Genomic DNA, 19556 nt, shown 5'->3' with positions numbered 1-19556 from the left:
TTTTTAAAAACTACGGCAGCTCTGAAAAAACATAAAATCCCCTGAAAAATTTCAGGGGATTTTTGCAAGATTTTATTTTTTCAACAATAAATACATGAAATAAGGAGCACCAATTAATGCAACCATGATACCTGCAGGGATCCCCTCAGGTTCAATTATATTACGGCCTATTGTATCGGCAAGCAACAATAGCCATCCACCGATTAAAATGGCAACCGGAATGAATAGTTGATTTCGAGGTCCTACCAAAGATTTTGCTATATGCGGGGACATGAGTCCAATGAATGCAATTCCGCCTGTAACAGAAACGGCAGCCGCGGCCAGTGCTACAGCCGTGATTAGCAATACGATCCGCTCCTTTTCAATCGATACTCCGACCCCAATTGCTACCGGTTCACTTAAACCAAGCAGATTCAAACGATTTGCTTTATATAAAGTGAATGGAATGAGGATGATTAACCATGGAAGAACTGCCCAAATGAAAGGCCAATCCGTTCCCCATATATTTCCCGCCAACCATTTTGCGATGAAATCGACTTTGGCTCGTTCCGCTGATGAAATAAGGACAATCATCAGGCCTGAAAGCGCCATTGAAAAACCAACCCCGATCAACACTAACCGAACGGGTTCAAGGCCGCTCCTTCTCTTATATGAGAGGATATATATTAAGCAGGCCGTCAATAACGCGCCGATAAAACCGACAAGCGGAACCATATAAACAAACGATCCAGCGTCAAGCGGGAAAAACAGAAAGAAAGCGGCTATGGCAACACCAGCTCCTGAGTTTATCCCGATGATTCCGGGATCGGCTAAATCATTACGTGTGATTCCTTGAAGGATGGCTCCCGACAGTGCAAGGGCCATGCCTGCTAAAATGGTAATGATGATTCGTGGTAATCGGACGGAAAATAATATGAATTCCTCTTTAAATGTCCCTTGTCCGAAAAGCGTTGGAATCAGTCGCCCTAAAGAAAGATTCGAATATCCCGAACACGTCCCTATAATGATCGTAATGATAATGAGTGCGGATAGTGCACCTACTATCCATCGCTGTTTTTTGACTAAAGCTGACTGGATCATGAAAATGCTTTACCTCCTTTACGCACGATTAAGAGGAAGAAAGGTAAACCTATCATCGCAACAATCGCTACCACAGGTGTTTCATATGGAGAATTGATTGTACGGCCGATCGTATCGGCAAGTAGCATGAAAGTGGCTCCTAAAATCGCGGACATAGGCAGGATGAATCGATAATCCGTACCCACGAAAGCCCGAACCATATGGGGGACCATTAACCCGATGAATACCATATTTCCAACAAGTGCAACGGCAGCGCCAGCCAGGAGAATGATGACTACGAAGAGAACCGCCTTTATTTGTGTTGTCTTTTGACCTAATCCTACCGCCACTTCTTCACTTAAGCTCAGTATGGTGAGCTGTCTGGAAAAGATAAGGGAGATCAGGATGCCTATTAAAATGAACGGGACGATTACACGAAGCTGGTCCCATGATGTTCCGATATTACCGCCGGCAGTCCACATCGATACATCTTTTGATATTTTAAAGTAAATACCGACCCCCTGTGATACAGCAAATAGGAATGCAGAGACCGCAGCACCAGCTAACACGATTCGTAAGGGAGAAAAACCACCCTTCTTCATCGCAGCAATGCCAAAAACCATGATTGTCCCGACAGCGGCACCAATAAAGCACGCACCCATGATTCCTAAGTTATTAGCCGAAGGAACGAATGCCAGCGTAATGGCAAGGCCTGCATTGGCCCCTGCCGTCAATCCAAGCAGCCCCGGATCAGCTAGTGGATTCCTCGTAATTCCCTGCATGATGGCACCTGAAACGGCAAGTGCTGCACCCACAAAGATTGCCCCCACTTCGCGAGGGAGACGGATTTCACGAATGATGGAAATCTTCTCACCGGTAGCATTGGACGTCAGTGCTTGCCATACATCCTTGACGGTGGCATCGGCTGCACCAAATACCATCGATATGATGAACATGCCGATAAAGGCAACGATCGCTATGATCAGTTTATATATAAATGGGATGAAACGTTGATTTTCATTAGTCATCTGTCTCTCTCATCTCTTTTTTTATAGAATAAAAGGAGAGGAATTGGCATCCCTCTCCCTCGCTGTATTATTTTCCAAGAAAACTTTTGGAAAAGAAGTCTAATTGGTATTCCAATGTTATTGGATCATTGAAGAAGAATTTTTTTGCATCAGCTTCAAACATTTGATTGTTTTTAACGGCAGGTATGTTTTTAAACGTATCTGTTTGTTGGAAGGAACTGTCCTGATCTTTGTTATTGCTCAAAATGACATAATCACCGGCATAGTCTTTCAGGACTTCTAATGATAAGGCAAAGTAACCATCTTTCAATGCCACTTCTTTTACCTTTTCAGGCATGCCCAATTTCATTTCTTGATAAAGGATTTCCGTTCCACGGCCCCAATTATCGCCATATACATAGAACTGTTTGTCAAACTTTTCGAAAACGGAAACGGTAGCATCTTCTCCAATTTTAGCCTTAATTTCATCACCAGTGGTTTTTGCCCGTTTTTTGAAATCATCCACCCAAGCTTGCGCTTCTTTTTCTTTATTCAAAAGCTTACCAATTTCTACATGCTGTGTTAAATAGTCCACTTTTCCGTATGTATACGTTACAGTTGGAGCAATTTCCTTTAATTTATCGAGATTTTTAATCGTTGATAAACCAATGATTAAATCCGGATTCAACTCGATGATTTTTTCCAAGTTTTCGTCCGTTACTTCCTCGACATTTTTTAACTCTTTAAAGTTCGGGTTCATTTTAGACCATGAATCAACCCCTACAAGGTTAACATCCAATGCCATTACGTTACCTGCGAAAGAAGATAGTACTAAAACACGCTGAGGATCTGCCGGAACTTCAACAGGACCATTTTCAGATTGATATGTGATGGTACCTGATTTTTCCTTTTTGGAAGCGGAGCTTTTTTCTTTTTCGGTCGACTCGTTACCACAAGCACTAATAATTAACACTAACAGCAGTATAAACGGAATCAATATCTTTTTCATTTGTTGTCCTATCTCCTTTTAATAAATTGTATGTGCTGCACATTGGTTTGTTCGTTCGTTGATCTCGTCCGATAACCGCGTCAATATGGAAAACTTCCTTAAGCACTTCATGCGTGATGACTTCTTCACAATCTCCCGCTTTGACTATTTCCCCGTCCTTTAAGGCAATGATATAGTCAGCAAAGCGAGCAGCTTGGTTTAAATCATGAAGAACCATGACGATCGTACGTCCCTGTTCTACATTCAGCCTCTGTAATAATTCCAGAACCTCTAGTTGATGCGCCATATCCAAATAGGTGGTCGGCTCATCAAGGAAGATGATTTCCGTTTCCTGGGCAAGGGCCATGGCAATCCAAACACGCTGGCGCTGACCTCCTGAAAGAGCATCCACCGGACGAAACTTAAAGTCTTTCGTGCCAGTCACTTCGAGTGCCCAATCAATCACATCATAGTCTTTTTGCGTCAGCCGTCCAAAACCTTTTTGATAGGGAAAGCGCCCATATGATACAAGCTCTCCAACTGTCAATCCACTTGCACTCTCAGGTGTCTGCGGAAGTATGGCCATTTTTCTTGCAAGGATCTTAGTGCTTTCTTTTGATATATTCACTCCATCTAAAACAACCGTACCCGATTGATTTGGAATGATCCTGGTGATCGCTTTCAAAAGTGTGGATTTTCCACATCCATTTGAACCGATGATCGTTGTGATTTTTTTATCTGGAATTTCCACACTGAGATCTTTTACAATTAAACGTTCACCATAACCAATATTTAAATTCTCTGTATATATGCGAACCATTATTTAACCTCCATTTACTTAAATAATAGGTAAGTAAAAAATCTAAATGAAAATGATTATCATTATCCATTACCTAATTACTATAATTCTATCTATATATATTGTCAATGGTAATTTCATGGGTATATAAGAAGAAATTCTGCCGGGATTTTTTGAGCCGAACCGTATATAAATGAAAACGGTAAAGATCCCGGAAACATTTCCGGGATCTTTACCGCTTGGCCCATACTCAAGACTTTGAAAGATGTCATTTATGTGAAGGCAAGAATATTCCTAATAAGCAATTTCATCTATCAATGTTTCTTAAAACCTTGTTTTTCAACATAATCTTTCATGTATAACCTGCTTTTCTTTCCAAGCATTCCAGCCATTTGCTCGGTCCAGGTGTCTTTTCGTTTACCTTTAGTCCGTTGCTCGTAATAGCTGGAAATCGTTTCATTATACTCTTCAAGTTGTCCGACGAACTCTTGCTTATCCTCCTGATATCCATTTTCATGATAGATATTGGCCAGCGGCAAACGCGGCTTTTTATCCGAACGGTTTTTCGGATATCCGACCACTAGTCCGAATAATGGCATAACGCGATGCGGTATATTCAAAATCGCTGACACTTCCGGGAGATTATTGCGGATCCCGCCTATATAGCAAATGCCAAGATCCATTGATTCTGCTGCCAATGCTGCATTTTGAGCCGCAAGAGCAGCATCGATACAAGCAACCATGAATTTCTCCGTACTTTCAATCGATTCGGACAGGTCCGTGTTTTCCATTTCGGAAACCATATCCTGACGATATAAATCGGCGCAAAAGACGAATAGGTGTCCATTCTTCTCTACATATGATTGTGGTCCGGCAAGTTCAGCAAGCTTGGCTTTCTTTTCCGGATCGGTTACCCCTATGATTGAATACGCTTGGATATAGCTTGAAGTCGATGCCGCTTGGGCACATTCCACAATCGTATTGATTTGCTCCTCAGACAATAACTTGTCCTCAAAAGAACGAATGGAACGGTGATCTAAAATCTTCTCAATAATGTTATTCAATGCTCCCACCCCTTAAGAATATGTAAAGTAAAGAATCCATCATCGGGGCTCAAATGCCCCCGATGACATTATGACATTGATGAAACTCAACCTTTTGTTTTTAAATCCAATTCACGGTAATTTTGCTGTCTCAGTGCCTCATAAACCAAGATGGCAGCCGTGTTCGACAGATTAAGGGAACGTACTTTATCCGTCATCGGAATCCGCAGGCACCGATCCATATTCTCTTGGATCAGTTCTTTCGGGAGACCCGTCGTTTCACGGCCAAAAATGAAGTATATTTCACTGTCTTGATCACTGTAATCGAAGCTGGAATGCGGCTGCTCTCCGAATTTCGTTAAGTAATAAAATTCACCGCCGGCATTTCTTTCATAAAACTCTTCTAACGAATCATAATAATGGATCTTTACATTCTCCCAATAATCGAGCCCGGCCCGTTTAAGCTGTTTGTCATCCGTCGAGAAACCGAGCGGGCGGATGAGATGTAAAGACGTATCCGTCCCTGCACATGTTCTTGCGATATTTCCTGTATTTGCTGGAATCTGTGGTTGATATAAAACTACATGTATTGACACTTCATTTTCACCTCTAGTTTGAACTTCACCTTAATTATAGCATTAAACAAAAAAGACTAAAAACCAATCACCCTCCATCCAAAATCACAAAGAATTTATAAACGATGTTCGGTGTATACCTGGTCGAATCCTCATACGTCCAATATCGGTGACGGCTGTTCATCGTATGTGCATTCACAAGCGGCATCCCGTCCTGATCCTTCGCCGTAACAATCAAGTTATGATCAAACCGTCCGTCCCCTTCGAAATCTATGCAGAGGATATCACCCAAATTCAATTCCTGGGCCGACTCCACCTGCTTTGTTCTGATGGCATTCCCGGCTTTTAGCAGATGATATAAGGAATGGGCCGTCGTCCATGTATAACTCCAGCTTTTCCCTCTTATCCACCAGCCTTTATTTTTGTTTGGCGCCCCCCACATCGGTATTCCTCCCGCATGTAAACATTGTGAAATGAAATTCGTACAATCATCAGTGAATTTATGATAAGCCGGATTGAATTCATTCCACCAACGCTCGGCATATTGGACGGCCTTCATCCGATCATATTTATATGCGAGACGGCCTGCGCCTGGATCACATTTTGGCGGTGCCTCTTCGGTTTCAAAGCTGGGAAAAAGCTCACGTTCATCCACTATATACCCATTTCGAAACCGGGCCTCCCTTTCTTCCATTTCTTCTTCTATATAAAATGAATCCTCCTGTTTCAATAAATATTGCAGATGCACATGATATGTCAGGACTGTATCATTGTCTTCCTTTTTCTTCGAACTTACCTTGCCTGCCGCATTCACCCGAACAATTTCCGCAGCACGGTTCCTCATCATTTCCTTCTTCAAATGTAACTTCCTTTCACTCCGTTCCAGATCATCGGAAGTATAAAACTCCACTCTTTCTTGTAAAAGGCGTTGCAATTGTTCCCTCAAGTTCATGCCCTCCTTCTTACCATCTATGCTAATGTGTATGTGCGAAGGGGATTAAAATGCACCTGACGATTTCCCCCCGCCTTTTTACGATTTTAAAGGGCAATCCAAACAACCCTCACATTCATAAATTTTAAAGTCACGTGTGAAGCCTTTCCGTATGGGTCGATTACAGTATGGCTTTTTTTATAATTATAATCAAAATAATATTGGGGAAAATATAAGAATGAATACACAATTTTCTAACCTGATTAGACCAGATTGGAGACGGAAATTTTGAGCTTTATTGAAGTGTTAAGTAGGGTAGTCGCTGCTTTTGTGGTTTTACTATTGATGACTCGAATTATGGGAAAAAAGCAAGTAAGTCAGTTGACTTACTTTAACTATATTACAGGTATCACTATCGGCGCGGTGGCTGCTTCCATCACAATTGATACAAGTATTGATATGGTTGACGCCTTCGTTAGTTTAATCGGTTGGTCCGTACTCACTATTCTTGTAAGCTTTATTAATTTAAAATCTCCAAAAGCTCGTATAATACTTGACGGCGAACCTACAATTGTAATCAAAGATGGAAAAATCCTAGAGAAAGCGTTGAAAGGGGAAAGATTAAACATGGATGACCTTAGCATGCTATTGCGAGAACAAAGCATATTCTCCATGCAAGAGGTAAACTATGCCGTTTTAGAACCAAATGGTCAATTGTCTGTCTTAAAAAAAGTGGATAGCCAGAGTGTTTCCAAAAAGGATATTACTTATGTGAAACCATTATACATACCTACAGAAATTATTGTGGATGGAAAAATCGTTCCTCATAATTTAAGTAAACTGAGTTTAAACCAAAGCTGGTTGGAAACGCAATTACAGCAGTTTGGTCTATGCCTACAAGATGTATTTTATGCTGAAATACAAAGTGATGGCACTTTGTATATAGATAAAAGACAAGATAACCAGTCTCCTCCACGTTAAGAGGAAAAGGGGGAACTCAAGTCATTTAAATTTGGACAGTCATGCTTCTAGAGCTAACGATTTGCTGATTATTAACAGCCCAATAATCTCTCTTTTTAGGTACCCGCAGGTATATATATTTATATATAAACAAATAATTTCCACCATAAGGAATAGCGTAGCAACTAGCTATTCAGAATGGCAAGTGTCCGAAAGAAGTGGTGCTGCAGCTCACCTTAAGTATGAATTGGTAGATGCCGTAACAAATATACCCGTATAACAACAATCTTATTACGGAGATGTAAGTTCTGCTGATAATCGATACTGGTTTTATCTTCTGTTCAATAATGTATTTACTACAAAAGACTACTACTTAGTGGTTATAAATTGGGAGCTATCCGGTTAACTTTAGTGGTAATGTCCATAACTAGAAAAAAGAGAAAGAAGCTGTCCCAAAAGTCATTTACGACTTTTGGGACAGCCTCTACATCTTAAATATCATTTTGTTTCCAAGGTAAACTGCAGTCCTTTCTCAATTTCCGCTAGTACCTCTTCATCCGTTTCCTTCATTCTTGCTTCTTCCAGAATGGAAACGGCCTGCTCCCGGCCAATTTTCCCTACTGCCCAAGCCGCCGTTCCCCGGATTACGGGCCTTGGATCTTCCTTCATGACCTGTATCAATTGGGGCAATGCCGTTTCATCTTTGAAGTGGGCCAATGCTAAAATCGAATTTCGTTGGATTGGCTTTTTACCACGCCAAGAGCCAGATACATGGCCGTATTTCTCTTTAAAGTCCCGGTTTGAAATCGTAAGCAGTGGTTTCAACAGCGGTTTCGCCAGCTCTGGGTCGGGTTCCATCTCTTCATGGAAATGAAAATCCATTCCTTTGTTTTTCGGACAAACTGTCTGGCATGTATCACACCCATACAAACGATTGCCTATTTTCGTCCTGAACTCATCCGGAAGGAAACCTTTTGTCTGCGTTAAGAATGCAATGCAACGCTTGGAATTTAGCTGCCCGCCCTGAACGAGCGCACCAGTCGGACAAACATCGACACATTTATTGCATGTCCCGCATTGATCTTCCATCGGTTGATCAGGTTCAAATGGCAGGTTGGTAATCATGTCCCCCAAATATACATAAGACCCGAATTCCGGAGTGATGATCATACTGTTTTTTCCACTCCAGCCAATTCCCGCACGCTCAGCCACTGCCCTATCTGATAATTCACCCGTATCAACCATGGATTTCGTCAATGCCCCTGGCACTTTATCTTTAATGAAATTCTCAAGTAACTGCAATCTATTTCGAAGAACGGTATGATAATCCGTTCCCCAAGAAGCCCTGCAAAAGATCCCGCGTCGCTCACTTTTTGTACTTTGCGGAGCATCCTTCAATTTCGAAGGATAAGCAAGCGCAATCGAAATGATGGATTGCGGTTTATCGAATATCAATTCAGGCCTTACCCTCTTTTCTATATCGGTTTCTTCAAACCCTGACTGATAATCCAGCTCCTGTTGGCGTATCAGCCGACCTTTCAATTCGGTAAAAGCCGTGGCCGATGTAAAGCCGATTTTATCAATGCCGATTTTCTTACTATATAAAATCACTTCTTGCTTGAATGAGTTCATATCCATATTAATCACCTACTTCATTCAGTATTCCCATTGAAGCTTGAATCCATTTCAAACCATTGCTATCTATGATAAACTAATTGCAATCATTTTTGGAGGTGAAACGGTTGGAAATTACCATATCAGCTAATCTAAGCAGTAAAATCCCTGAATTCAAAGTTGGGATCATTACATATGAAAACATCGAAGTAGGTCCCTCCCCGCAAATGGTGAAAGGAAGACTTCAACTATTTCAGGAAGCACTTTTCTTCGACCTTGAAGAAAAGGAATTGACCGACTTTTCCGGCATTAAAGCGTGGCGGGAGATTTTCAAGGCTACAGGAACAAACCCGTCACGGTATCGCCCCTCCGTGGAAGCCCTTTACCGCCGCGTAAAAAAACAGAATTACTTGGCACCCATCCATTCAGCCATCGATTTGAATAACTTCTTCTCACTGTTATATGAAGTTCCGATCGGCATTTATGATGCGGACAAATTATCAGGAGACATCTCGATAAAGATTGGCGAAGGGTCAGATGGTTATGATGGTTTGAACGGCCGCATGAATTCCATGGAAAATATGATTACATCAGCCGACCATTATGGCGCATTCGGAAGTCCTTACGTTGATTCAGAACGCACGAAAGTCACCGAAGGAACGAAAAAGGCCATCCAAATCATATATTTACAACCCAATACTCCAATCACCGAAGCAAATCAGCTAACGAAATCCTTGATGGACATGTTCCTTGAAATCCACGGTGGTGTAGGGACTTACTCGATTGTAGAAGGATAATTAAAATTGAATAGAAATAAGCCCTTTCCACAATCGGAAGGGTTCTTTTCATGATTTTCCCTAACTTATATGGATAATTAATAAAACCAGTGCGCGAATATCCTTTTATTCAACCGTTCGGTCATACCTAATTACACAACTTTTTCAGTTTGGACAATAAAAGCACAAACTTATTCAAACTGATTCTACTAACGTAGTTAATCTCATTGAACAAGTTTGTGCTGCATCGAAATCCCCACTCTCCCAGATGAAGGATCTTCAATAAATAGAAAACTACGATTTTCGTTACGGTATGACATCCGGTATTACCGCTTCCAAAGAATGTAGTTAATTGGGACAATAAAAAAATCCCACTGTAAACAGTAGAATTCTTGTAATAATATTTAAACGCAAAGCTTCGTTCTCCAGGTAACGAAACCCTACGTTATGAGTATGTATTGGAGCGGGTGAAGGGAATCGAACCCTCATCATCAGCTTGGAAGGCTGAGGTTTTACCACTAAACTACACCCGCATATCCTTGTAGAACTTTGTCGAATCACTAACAAAATTAATTATATAGTTTAATGTGAAAAAATGCAATAGTTCTTTTAAAAAAATTTAATAATTAATGTATTGTAACGTTAATATATTCATTCACTCTAGTAAAGATGTTAAAAGTCCCCTGATTCAGAGAACTTTTTCATCCTATATGATGATTTAAGACCAAATGACTTCCATTAACCGCGGATAAACCTGCTGTGCCGTTTCAAGCAGCATGATTAACTTCCTGAACGCCAGATCCGGTACGATGTCCCCCTCAATGGAGTATGAATACCGAATGGAAATGGTCCCATTTTCTTCATACAGCTTGGAATACCTAAAATTAGCATTATATTCATTCAGCAGTGTATGTACATCCTGTTTCTTTTCAGGATTCTTCAACTCGGCGACATTAAAGCAAAATAAGTCCGCCACATTTTCATCTTGATTGAAAGCAAATACTAAAAGGACCTTCCACCCGTCCTTTAACTTTTGCTCAGCTCTAAAAAAGGTGGTGCCATCTTCATTCAACTCATTCATATAGATTTTCTCACTAGTTAAAAAATCACGAAATTTAGCAACGTTTGACATGGTTCATCACCTTTCTGTTTGTAAGTACATTTTATAATGAAAACAGGCATTTTTACAGACTTTTCTATAATCCTGCCAATTTCATCCTATTAACAGTGGGGCGAATGAGATTCTAATAAGAACTCCCTTATTAGAATCGCTAGATTGATTAGCTCGTTGCTTCACCGCTAAACCGAAGTGCTTTTTGAAGATCCAAAATTTCGTGGCGGATTTTTGAGTACCCTTCAATTTCCGGAACCTCTTTATTAGTAAGTGACCGCCCCTTATCTGCAGCGATTGCCATTGTTTCAAAAACATACAGTAATTGAGCAAGTTCACGCTCTGAAAGTACCGACCGATCAGAGAATTTCAAGCTTGCATTTAAATAATATCCCAACTGTTCTATTGAAAATATTACGGGCCAAAGAGATTCCAGTCTAGCCTTGTTTTTGAATATCTCACCAAGAGCAGCATTGTAGACCGTTAATAGATTCACCATATTGGTTTGCATTTTGTTCCTTTCACTGCTTTCATCGATTGCAAGTTCATTATCATGTCCAGAGAACGCCACCAACAGAAATTGCCCCTGGCTTCGAATTGTTTTGGCCATCAAATGATTGAGAAGGCTTGAGGCCGATTGACTGCCGATTAACAGCGATCCAAGAAGACCTATCATGCTCCCAACGACGATATCTGTTATTCTTACGGTCGCAAAAAAACTAAAATCATAGCTTTGAGTTGAATATTCCGCCATGATTAAAGCTGAAGGGGTAAAAAACATCGCCGCCAATCCATAATTCCGTACGATGAAAAGCTCTGTAATGATTGTCAAACACAAAATGATCAGAACGATAATGAACTCGTTATGAACGGATGCAAGAATTAAGCTTGCTAATAGGAGTCCGATGATTGTCCCGAAGGTCCTTTGTACCGCACGATGAAATGTGGCAACGATGGTCGCACCTGACATAACGGCTGCACAGGATAAGGGAATCCAGTACGAACGGTTAAAATCAGCGGAATAGGCGATGATGGCGGCAATGGTAAGGATTGTTCCATATCGAATGGAAGAGAGAAAGACAATCGAGTTCTTATCGAACGCCCCAAGAAAAATCGTTTTTAAAGAAGGCTTTGAGATTGAAGCTTCTAGGTGGATTTTACTAACCGGTTCATTCATGATGGCATCTGCATTGTAAATTTCAACGAATAGCTTTTCAACCTCTAGTTCCATTTGGTCCGGCTGAAGAATCTTTGATTCATTTTTAATTTTAGATGCAATGGAGTCGGCCAAGGCACGTACCGATTGTCCTAATTCTGGCGGTAGCACAACCTTTTTGTGCAAGGATAGTTCCAATGCTTCCAGGAAAATGACATTCGCCTGGTCATTCAATAGAAACAACCGCTTTAACATGTCTGAGCTTCGCCTGTTTGAAAACCCGGCTAACAATGTATCTTCGGCTTGTTTCATCGCCAATACCGTTCTTTGTCTTGCTGCATTGAATCTCCCGGTGCCTAGCGAATCAAAGAATGCACCCAATTCTCTGTACACCTTTTCCACCGCAAGCTTTTCTGGTCCATGAGGATTGAAAAACCAGCCTAACATACAAATTATCCAAGACAGTGCCCCACCCAATAAAACAAGACCTCCACGCAACGGCGCAAGCGTCTGATCAATGGGCATACCTGTCGCTAGCGCAAAACTCAAGACAAAGAAAACCGCCGAAGGACCGGTAATCTTTAATGCACCAAAAATAAAAAAAACACTTGCCCCGATGATCCCCATCATTATGGCTGTTCCCAATTGGTATGGAGCCAAAAGTGTCCCTAATACAACAGATAAAGCAAGACCCACCATCACAAAGAAAATCTTTTTAGCTCTTTGGTGATACGGTTGGTTAAATACGTATAAATAAGTGAACCCGCCTATTCCTGCCAGTAAACCGTACGCTAAATTGCCGAATAATAAGCCAATGAAAACAGGTAAGGCAGAAGCTACCCCCGCACTTAAAGCTTTTATCCAAGGAAATGGATTCTTTTTTAATTCAAAAGCCTGTTTAAATGTCGTATGTATTACATCCAACTTCAGAGGTTTTGAAGATGTCCCTTGCTTATTTTTACTCATTTCAATTTTTCCTTTCATTAAATGATTACCTAGGTAACTATTCTTTTAACTTTATCATAACATTATGCTGAGAGTTATGTTTATAGAGACCCTTTTTTAATATCCTTCATATGGAACAAAAGATACGGTAAAGGGTAAGTAATTCTTGAATGTCTTTGTTTTTCACCTACTTTTCGTATGCTTTCCACACGTATCGAAGTCCTTGACTTTCAAGAAGGAACATCACTGTCATGACTTCAACAGATATGTAGACAAACACGGCCTTTCATGTGTGGTGACTAGTATCGAAATTATTGATGATATATATAACTATCTTATCTCGGATGTTTTTCATAGCGACAAATTGTCCGAAAACGACATTGATCCCAACATATGAAAATCCAGAGAATTCTTTGCATATTTTATTCCTAAGGTTGATTATCTTTCATGAAGGACATGATTTGTAAATGATTAGGAATGGACACCCCTATATCCAAACAAAAAAAGGTCGAAGCACATCAATTTAGCTGAAAGATGTGCTTCGACCTCTATTATTGGTTTGACGGGATTTTTTTGAAATAACAGCTCTTTTAATACACCCTCATTTTCAAAGGCCAAACAAGATTCCGCCTCCACTTTGTTCCCTAATCTTATAGTTGAGCGAATTCAGGTTCCGCAACTTTTACAAGCTGTTTACCGAGGTTCGTTCCTTTAAACAAACCTAAAAAGGCATCAGGTGTGTTTTCGAACCCTTCAATAATCGTTTCTTCATACTTCAGCTTTCCTTCTTGAAGCCACTTACCTAAATCCGTAGCCCCCTCTTGGAATCTAGCGGCATAATTTCCAACTGTGAAACCTTTCATAAGTGCACTCGTTTTGATCATCGCCGATTGCAGACGCGGCCCTAGATCTTTCCCTTCTGCATTATACGAGGAAATCGTTCCGCATAATGGAATTCGGGCATTCGCATTCAAAAGTGTGAAAACAGCATCGGACACCTCGCCGCCCACATTATCGAAATAAACATCGACTCCATCGGGAACAGAATTAGCTAAATCTGTCTTAAAACTATCTCTTTTATAATTTACGGCTCCATCAAATCCGAGCTCTTTCGTTAAGTACTCAAGTTTTTCATCTGAACCGGCGATGCCAACAACCTTCGCACCTTTAATCTTAGCAATTTGTCCGACTACTGAACCAACTGCTCCAGCCGCTCCTGAAACCACTACAGTTTCACCTTCTTGAGGTTTACCAATATCAAGCAAGCCAAAGTATGCAGTTAAACCGGTCATTCCAAGAATCCCTAAATGAGTTGTGACCGGAGCCACCTTGGGATCAATCACGCGGATTTCCTTTTCGGTGACAACTGTGTATTCTGCCCAGTCGATATTCCCAACAACGACATCCCCTTGTTTGAAGGAGTTCGATTTGGACTCAACAACTTCAGCAACCACTCCACCTGTGATAACCTTATTCAATTCAAATGGAGCAATATATGATTTGGTATCTTGCATTCTGCCACGCATGTATGGATCGACAGATAAATATAGTGTACGTACTAAAATTTCATTATCCTTTGGTGTGGGAACTTCACTCTCAACAAAGTTAAAATCCCCTTTTGAAGGCATACCTTTTGGACGATTTGCCAGGGTGATCATTTGTTGTTTGGTTTGTGTCATCATTGTTCCTCCTTGGTTTTGAATACGAAATTTCGAAAAGAAGCGTATCACCGATGAAGTTCTTAGGTCAAAGAATATGATTGGCTATTGCTTCCATAACACTCTTTATGTAGCCTTTCCTGAAAATCCTAAACTTGCTACGACCTATTATGTCCCATGTTTTTCATTCATATAAAGGACATCAGGAAATGGCTTTGTTACCTTCAATATTCATTTTAAGAATAAATAATGTACGTGGACTTCTACCATATGCGGCTCGCTTCCCCAAAGAAATTTAACGGCCTTTCCCCGTTTGGATACCGTGAAAAGGCCGCAGCTTGAAATACACTATTTTTTATGTCTGCTTGGCAAATGTTCAATCTTAGCAGCTACTTTTTTCATCTTATCTATATTCCCGATTCATAACGTCGGCCTGGACAGTTTGTACTGAAATCATCGAGACTATGTTCGCCCTTGAAAAATCTTTGCAAGCATATATGAACTTGGTTTTATGGATAGTCTACATCAATTTTGAAATAAACATCGTTGCAATTCCAAAGTAAATAAGTAACGAAAGTATATCATTCAGTGTTGTAATTAGCGGACCAGAGGCAACGGCAGGATCGATGTTGAATTTATATAATATTAAAGGAATAATGGTCCCAGCTAATGTCCCGATAATTAGGGTCATCACTAACGAACTTCCAACCACTAATCCCAGAATGGGATTTCCCTGCCAAACATAAGCTATGATGGAAATTAATATTCCACAGGTAATTCCTATTATCAATCCAACTTTCAGTTCCCGTATAATAAGTCTGGTTACAACACCTTTATCCGTATCACTAGTGATTAGGCCTCTTACAACAACAGCTAAAGATTGAGTACCTGTATTTCCAGTCATCCCTGCTATCATCGGCATAAAGAAAGCAAGTGCAACAACTTTGGACAATGTTTCTTCAAAACCGCTTATAATGGTTCCGGACACTAAGCCGATAAATAAAAGTAAAATAAGCCAGGGTAGCCGACGATATGCGGCCACGTGCGCCTTCGTGTCAAAGTCTATAGCTTTACCGGAAGCCGATAATTTTTCAATATCTTCATTCGCTTCCTTAATGACAACATCAATAATATCATCGACGGTTACAATTCCTAATAACTCATTATTTTTTTCAACTACAGGAATTGCTAAAAAATCATATCGCTCAATAACACGAGCTACCTCTTCTTGGTCTTCATAAGCAGATACGGAGATAACCCGGCTATACATAATATCTTGAATTTTTTCAGATTCATCATTTATTATTAAATCCCGATATGAGACGACACCTACTAATTTTTTATCATTATCTATTACATAAAGATAGTTGATCGTTTCCGAAAACTCCGCAAAGATTTTCAGTTTTTCAACTGATTCTCGAACCGTATAATGTTGGGGGATCCATACAAAACGGTTTGTCATTATTCGCCCGGCCGTTTCAGGGGGATAATTCATGATATTTTGAACGATTTTTGATTCTTCTTGTTTCATGCCTGAAAGAAGTTCTTCGATTTTTCCAGGGGATAGATCCTCTAACAATGAAGCTAGATCATCATTATCCATTAGATCCATTACATGGCCGGATTTCTCTATCCCTAATTTACTAAGAATTTTTAATTGATGCACTTTCTCAACTTCTTGAATCAGTTCAGCGATTTGTTCAGAATCAAGTAACAACAAGAAACGTGTATGGTGTTTTTCTGGCAGCCCCTCAAAAATTCGCGCAATGTCATATGGTTGGAGTTCTTCTAATATTGCTTGAAATTCTTTCTTTTTGCCCTCTTTTAAAACTTTTATGATTTGTAAAGTTATTTGATCTTCCGTCAGGATTCTTATCATTTCGTCACTCACTCCTTTTTAGGGGAGCCAAAAAATATTTCCCTTAAATATTAAGAGTAAAAAATATTATTATTCCCCTTCCAAAATCTTTGTGTTCATTCAATTTTCATTAAGCTTCGAATATATCGTCGTGAATAGTTCCCCACTATCCTCACCTCCAGGAAAAAAATAAAAACACCTCCATTACAAATGAAGGTGTTAAATACGTTTTATATGCGTACATTGTCTGGATGACAAATACATACAGCCGTTTATGACTGAATGACAAATAAAAGCATAAATCCAGTTCCTCCATTCGTAGAGCTTTAGCACTGTGTGGCATAGGACAAAGCCAGCTACATTAAAAACCACCTTATGTCGATGGTTTCTGTTGACCCATTGGCGTCTTTCGACATTTTTGGGCAGTAGCGTATCTCCTACACAGGAGCCTCACCTAACGAGGATATTTAATTTACAAATCCACTCTAAAAGAGTTTCTTTTAGATGTCAATGTTTGATTCAAATAATTCTAATTTTGACCTAATATCCTACCTTTAAAAGAGGACCATGAGAACCACACCGACTTAAGCGCTCCCGATTAAGACGGTCTGATTGAATGTCTCTTCGATATTTTTTTAAAACGTCCCACATTGCCACCATATTTAAAAGGATACACCGGAAAAATAAACACCATTTTAAGGGAAAATATTGGAATTATATATTAAAACTTACTTATAATGAAGACGGATATGAATGACTGAAACAAAAAAACACGTTACATGTTCTAATAAAAAATATCTTTTTATCTCTAATTATTATAGAAAGGAAATGGCTCAAATGAAAAGACCTTTGGCGATTATATGTATTATCGTAAGTGCTTTTGTATTAATGGTAGGTTGCAGAACCGAGGACGCGGTACAGGTGGAAGAGAAATCGAAGGAAGTGAGCTCATTGAAAGCTATTGAGGGCAGGTGGGAGGGAGATATTAAGATTCCAAATCAACCGCTTCCAATCATTGTTCATTTTACGAACAATGATGGAACGATAAGCATTCCTGTACAAGGGTTGAACGAATTCCCCTTAACAAGTGTAAAGTTAAGTAAATCAGACTTGTTTTTTGATATGGAAATCCAAAATCAGAAAATAACGTTTGATGGGAAAGTAGATCAGGAAAGGATTTCAGGAACATTTGTTCAAAATGGGCAAGCGTTCCCCTTTGAATTGCTTAAGAAATCCAATCAGGCAGTTGAAGAGAAAGAATCGGGTGAAATCGTGCAGGCCGACTTAAAGAACGGAACCATTAAAGGCCTTTTGGAAACACCAAAAAATGAAGGGCCTTTTCCTGTGATGATTATAATTGCGGGTTCTGGTCCGACCGATAAAGATGGTAACACCATTGCAAATCCCGGAAAAAATAATAGTTTAAAAATGTTAGCCGAGAGTCTTGCAGAAAAAGGTATCGCAAGCATTAGGTATGATAAACGCGGAATTGGTGAAAATATGCAATTGGCAGGAAAAGAAAAGGACCTGAGATTTGAACAATATATTGATGATGCAGCTGCTTGGGCTCAATTTGCCAAAAAGGATGGCCGTTTTTCCAAAGTTGGCATCATCGGCCATAGTGAAGGCTCTTTAATCGGGATGGCAGCCGCAAAGAAAACAGAAACAGACATATTCATTTCATTAGCGGGTGCAGGCGAGCCCATTGACCAAGTACTCATTAAACAGCTTGAAGAGCAACTGACACCGACATTATTAACGGAATCCAAAGATATACTGGCAAAGCTAAAACAAGGAAAACAAGTCGGGACTGTCAGTGCTGATTTGCAAAGTGTATTCCGACCTTCTGTTCAACCTTACATGATTTCATGGATTCAATATAACCCGATAGAATTAGTAAAGGAACTGAATATCCCTGTTCTAATCGTAAACGGTAATAGAGATATTCAAGTGCCGGCAACTAACGCAAAAGCGTTACATAAAGAAAAAAGCGATTCTGAATTACTTATCCTTGAAAAGATGAATCATGTATTGAAAGAAGCCCCTGCAGATCGAAAGGGAAATTTAGCAACCTATACAAATCCTGAACTACCATTATCCCCTGGATTGGTGAATGGAATCATTGAATTTTTAAACAAAAATGACATCACAAGTAATGACGGTCATAAAAATAACAATTGAGAATTGTGTCTCCCCCGGGTTCAGGTGATTGGGTTGTTGGCATTCATAATGATCCCATAGGCGTTGATATAGAAGAAGTCAAAAATGTTAACATCTATGAAATTAACAAAAGTACTTTTAGCAGTAAAGAATTTTGGTATTTAATTAAATCACCCAAAGCTAAAGAAATTGAAATTTGTGGCCGCTGAACGAAAGCTGGTTATAGTGTATAGGCTCAGGTTTTTTGGTTTCCCCAAATACTTTTTAAATCATGAATAGGAGTGATCAATATAGTTTAGAAAGACCAACAGGGGAATTCTTAAAACTAAAAACAAAAGGCAGAATCAATCTGCCTTTTGTTTTTTATATTTTCACCGAGATACTCTGTCCCACTTTTAAATCATATGCTAATAATCTTTTTTGAAAGAGCAAGAAAAATAAAAAGGCGCTTATTAAGGAAGAAAAAAGCAGCAACCAAAAGCTCCCTCATGTCGAATTAATGTACAAGTGCTAGTACCTGTGGAGCAAATATTCGACTGGCCCTTCATATAAAGTACATACTAAAATCAGTTTTTGTCATTCCAAAAATAGCAGGTAAAATATATTCTATCGAGGTAATTTTCGGAAATATTATCCACTTAAAATGGCCCTCCTGACGATATTCACCAGTTTGGAATTGGTGAACGACTCTTTTTCAACAAAATCTTACTTTCAGAAAAACAATGGTAGGTAATCTAACAAAGAGGAAGATTTTGTATAAAATCATTAGTATAATTGATGAAATTACAATATGAAAGGAAAGATCTCTATGAAGATGCTTATACATGCTTTTAAAAAAAACACCACATGTATCCTTGAAATCATTTATCTGTATATACTATTCTTTTTTTCAGAGCTACAATCTACTACTGCAAGT

Annotated in this window: 15 protein-coding genes, 1 tRNA gene and 1 riboswitch; of the genes, 3 read left to right on the top strand and 13 right to left on the bottom strand. The window is 39.6% G+C overall.

The genetic code is table 11. The features are described 5' to 3' along the window. Window positions 1–72: 72 nt before the first annotated feature. The 7 genes from MKY17_RS04460 to MKY17_RS04430 form a co-directional block, all read right to left on the bottom strand. Window positions 73–1080 carry an iron ABC transporter permease gene (locus tag MKY17_RS04460; protein WP_098370928.1) on the bottom strand — a complete coding sequence of 336 codons (1008 nt, stop codon included), beginning with the start codon at window positions 1078–1080 and terminating at the stop codon, window positions 73–75. After that, entirely contained in the window at window positions 1077–2087 is a 1011-nt protein-coding gene (locus MKY17_RS04455) for an iron ABC transporter permease (RefSeq protein WP_098370927.1), read from the bottom strand. The genes MKY17_RS04460 and MKY17_RS04455 overlap by 4 nt, the downstream gene beginning before the upstream one ends. Before the next feature lie 67 nt (window positions 2088–2154). Beyond that, a complete protein-coding gene (locus MKY17_RS04450; RefSeq protein ID WP_098370926.1) occupies window positions 2155–3075 on the bottom strand; it encodes an iron-hydroxamate ABC transporter substrate-binding protein in 921 nt (306 codons plus the stop codon). Beyond that, a complete protein-coding gene (locus MKY17_RS04445) occupies window positions 3026–3874 on the bottom strand; it encodes an ABC transporter ATP-binding protein (protein WP_098370925.1) in 849 nt (282 codons plus the stop codon). The genes MKY17_RS04450 and MKY17_RS04445 overlap by 50 nt, the downstream gene beginning before the upstream one ends. A 293-nt stretch (window positions 3875–4167) precedes the next feature. After that, complete coding sequence (gene nfsA, locus MKY17_RS04440) at window positions 4168–4917, bottom strand: oxygen-insensitive NADPH nitroreductase (RefSeq protein WP_098370924.1); 750 nt, start codon at window positions 4915–4917, stop codon at window positions 4168–4170. A gap of 86 nt (window positions 4918–5003) precedes the next feature. After that, window positions 5004–5492 carry a tRNA (uridine(34)/cytosine(34)/5-carboxymethylaminomethyluridine(34)-2'-O)-methyltransferase TrmL gene (gene trmL / locus MKY17_RS04435; RefSeq protein ID WP_098370923.1) on the bottom strand — a complete coding sequence of 163 codons (489 nt, stop codon included), beginning with the start codon at window positions 5490–5492 and terminating at the stop codon, window positions 5004–5006. 67 nt (window positions 5493–5559) lie between these two features. Continuing rightward, window positions 5560–6417 (bottom strand): amidase domain-containing protein, encoded by an 858-nt coding sequence (locus tag MKY17_RS04430; protein WP_098370922.1) that lies wholly within the window; start codon window positions 6415–6417, stop codon window positions 5560–5562. Between the two features lie 273 nt (window positions 6418–6690). Here MKY17_RS04430 and MKY17_RS04425 point away from each other — a divergent pair, with 273 nt between their 5' ends. Further along, complete coding sequence (locus tag MKY17_RS04425) at window positions 6691–7383, top strand: DUF421 domain-containing protein (RefSeq protein ID WP_218925108.1); 693 nt, start codon at window positions 6691–6693, stop codon at window positions 7381–7383. Between the two features lie 477 nt (window positions 7384–7860). On the opposite strand, the gene queG is transcribed toward MKY17_RS04425, so the two are convergent. After that, on the bottom strand, window positions 7861–9000 hold the full coding sequence (gene queG, locus MKY17_RS04420) for a tRNA epoxyqueuosine(34) reductase QueG (protein ID WP_098370921.1): 1140 nt from the start codon (window positions 8998–9000) through the stop codon (window positions 7861–7863). A gap of 104 nt (window positions 9001–9104) precedes the next feature. On the opposite strand from queG, the gene MKY17_RS04415 reads away from it, so the two are divergent. Next, entirely contained in the window at window positions 9105–9773 is a 669-nt protein-coding gene (locus tag MKY17_RS04415) for a phenylalanine--tRNA ligase beta subunit-related protein (RefSeq protein WP_098370920.1), read from the top strand. A gap of 438 nt (window positions 9774–10211) precedes the next feature. On the opposite strand, the gene MKY17_RS04410 is transcribed toward MKY17_RS04415, so the two are convergent. The 5 genes from MKY17_RS04410 to mgtE form a co-directional block, all read right to left on the bottom strand. Further along, window positions 10212–10285, bottom strand: a tRNA-Gly gene (locus MKY17_RS04410). 185 nt (window positions 10286–10470) lie between these two features. After that, window positions 10471–10884, bottom strand: coding sequence for a YbjN domain-containing protein (locus MKY17_RS04405; RefSeq protein WP_063235961.1), 414 nt, complete (start codon window positions 10882–10884; stop codon window positions 10471–10473). A 148-nt stretch (window positions 10885–11032) separates the two neighbouring features. Next, window positions 11033–12985 carry an FUSC family protein gene (locus MKY17_RS04400; RefSeq protein ID WP_098370947.1) on the bottom strand — a complete coding sequence of 651 codons (1953 nt, stop codon included), beginning with the start codon at window positions 12983–12985 and terminating at the stop codon, window positions 11033–11035. A gap of 629 nt (window positions 12986–13614) precedes the next feature. Further along, window positions 13615–14643 carry an NADP-dependent oxidoreductase gene (locus MKY17_RS04395; protein ID WP_098370919.1) on the bottom strand — a complete coding sequence of 343 codons (1029 nt, stop codon included), beginning with the start codon at window positions 14641–14643 and terminating at the stop codon, window positions 13615–13617. A 499-nt stretch (window positions 14644–15142) separates the two neighbouring features. Further along, entirely contained in the window at window positions 15143–16501 is a 1359-nt protein-coding gene (mgtE, locus tag MKY17_RS04390; protein WP_098370918.1) for a magnesium transporter, read from the bottom strand. Between the two features lie 282 nt (window positions 16502–16783). Then, window positions 16784–16949, bottom strand: a riboswitch (M-box (ykoK) riboswitch). A 368-nt stretch (window positions 16950–17317) separates the two neighbouring features. Here mgtE and MKY17_RS04385 point away from each other — a divergent pair. Continuing rightward, window positions 17318–18661: an alpha/beta hydrolase gene (locus MKY17_RS04385; protein ID WP_098370917.1), complete on the top strand. Its 1344-nt coding sequence runs from the start codon at window positions 17318–17320 to the stop codon at window positions 18659–18661. The last annotated feature ends 895 nt before the right edge of the window (window positions 18662–19556 follow it).

This window comes from Peribacillus sp. FSL P2-0133, assembly GCF_037975445.1.
GTDB lineage: Bacteria > Bacillota > Bacilli > Bacillales > DSM-1321 > Peribacillus > Peribacillus simplex_E.
Note: the sequence above shows the minus strand (reverse complement) of the source record. Positions and strands in the feature narration are given on the sequence as shown.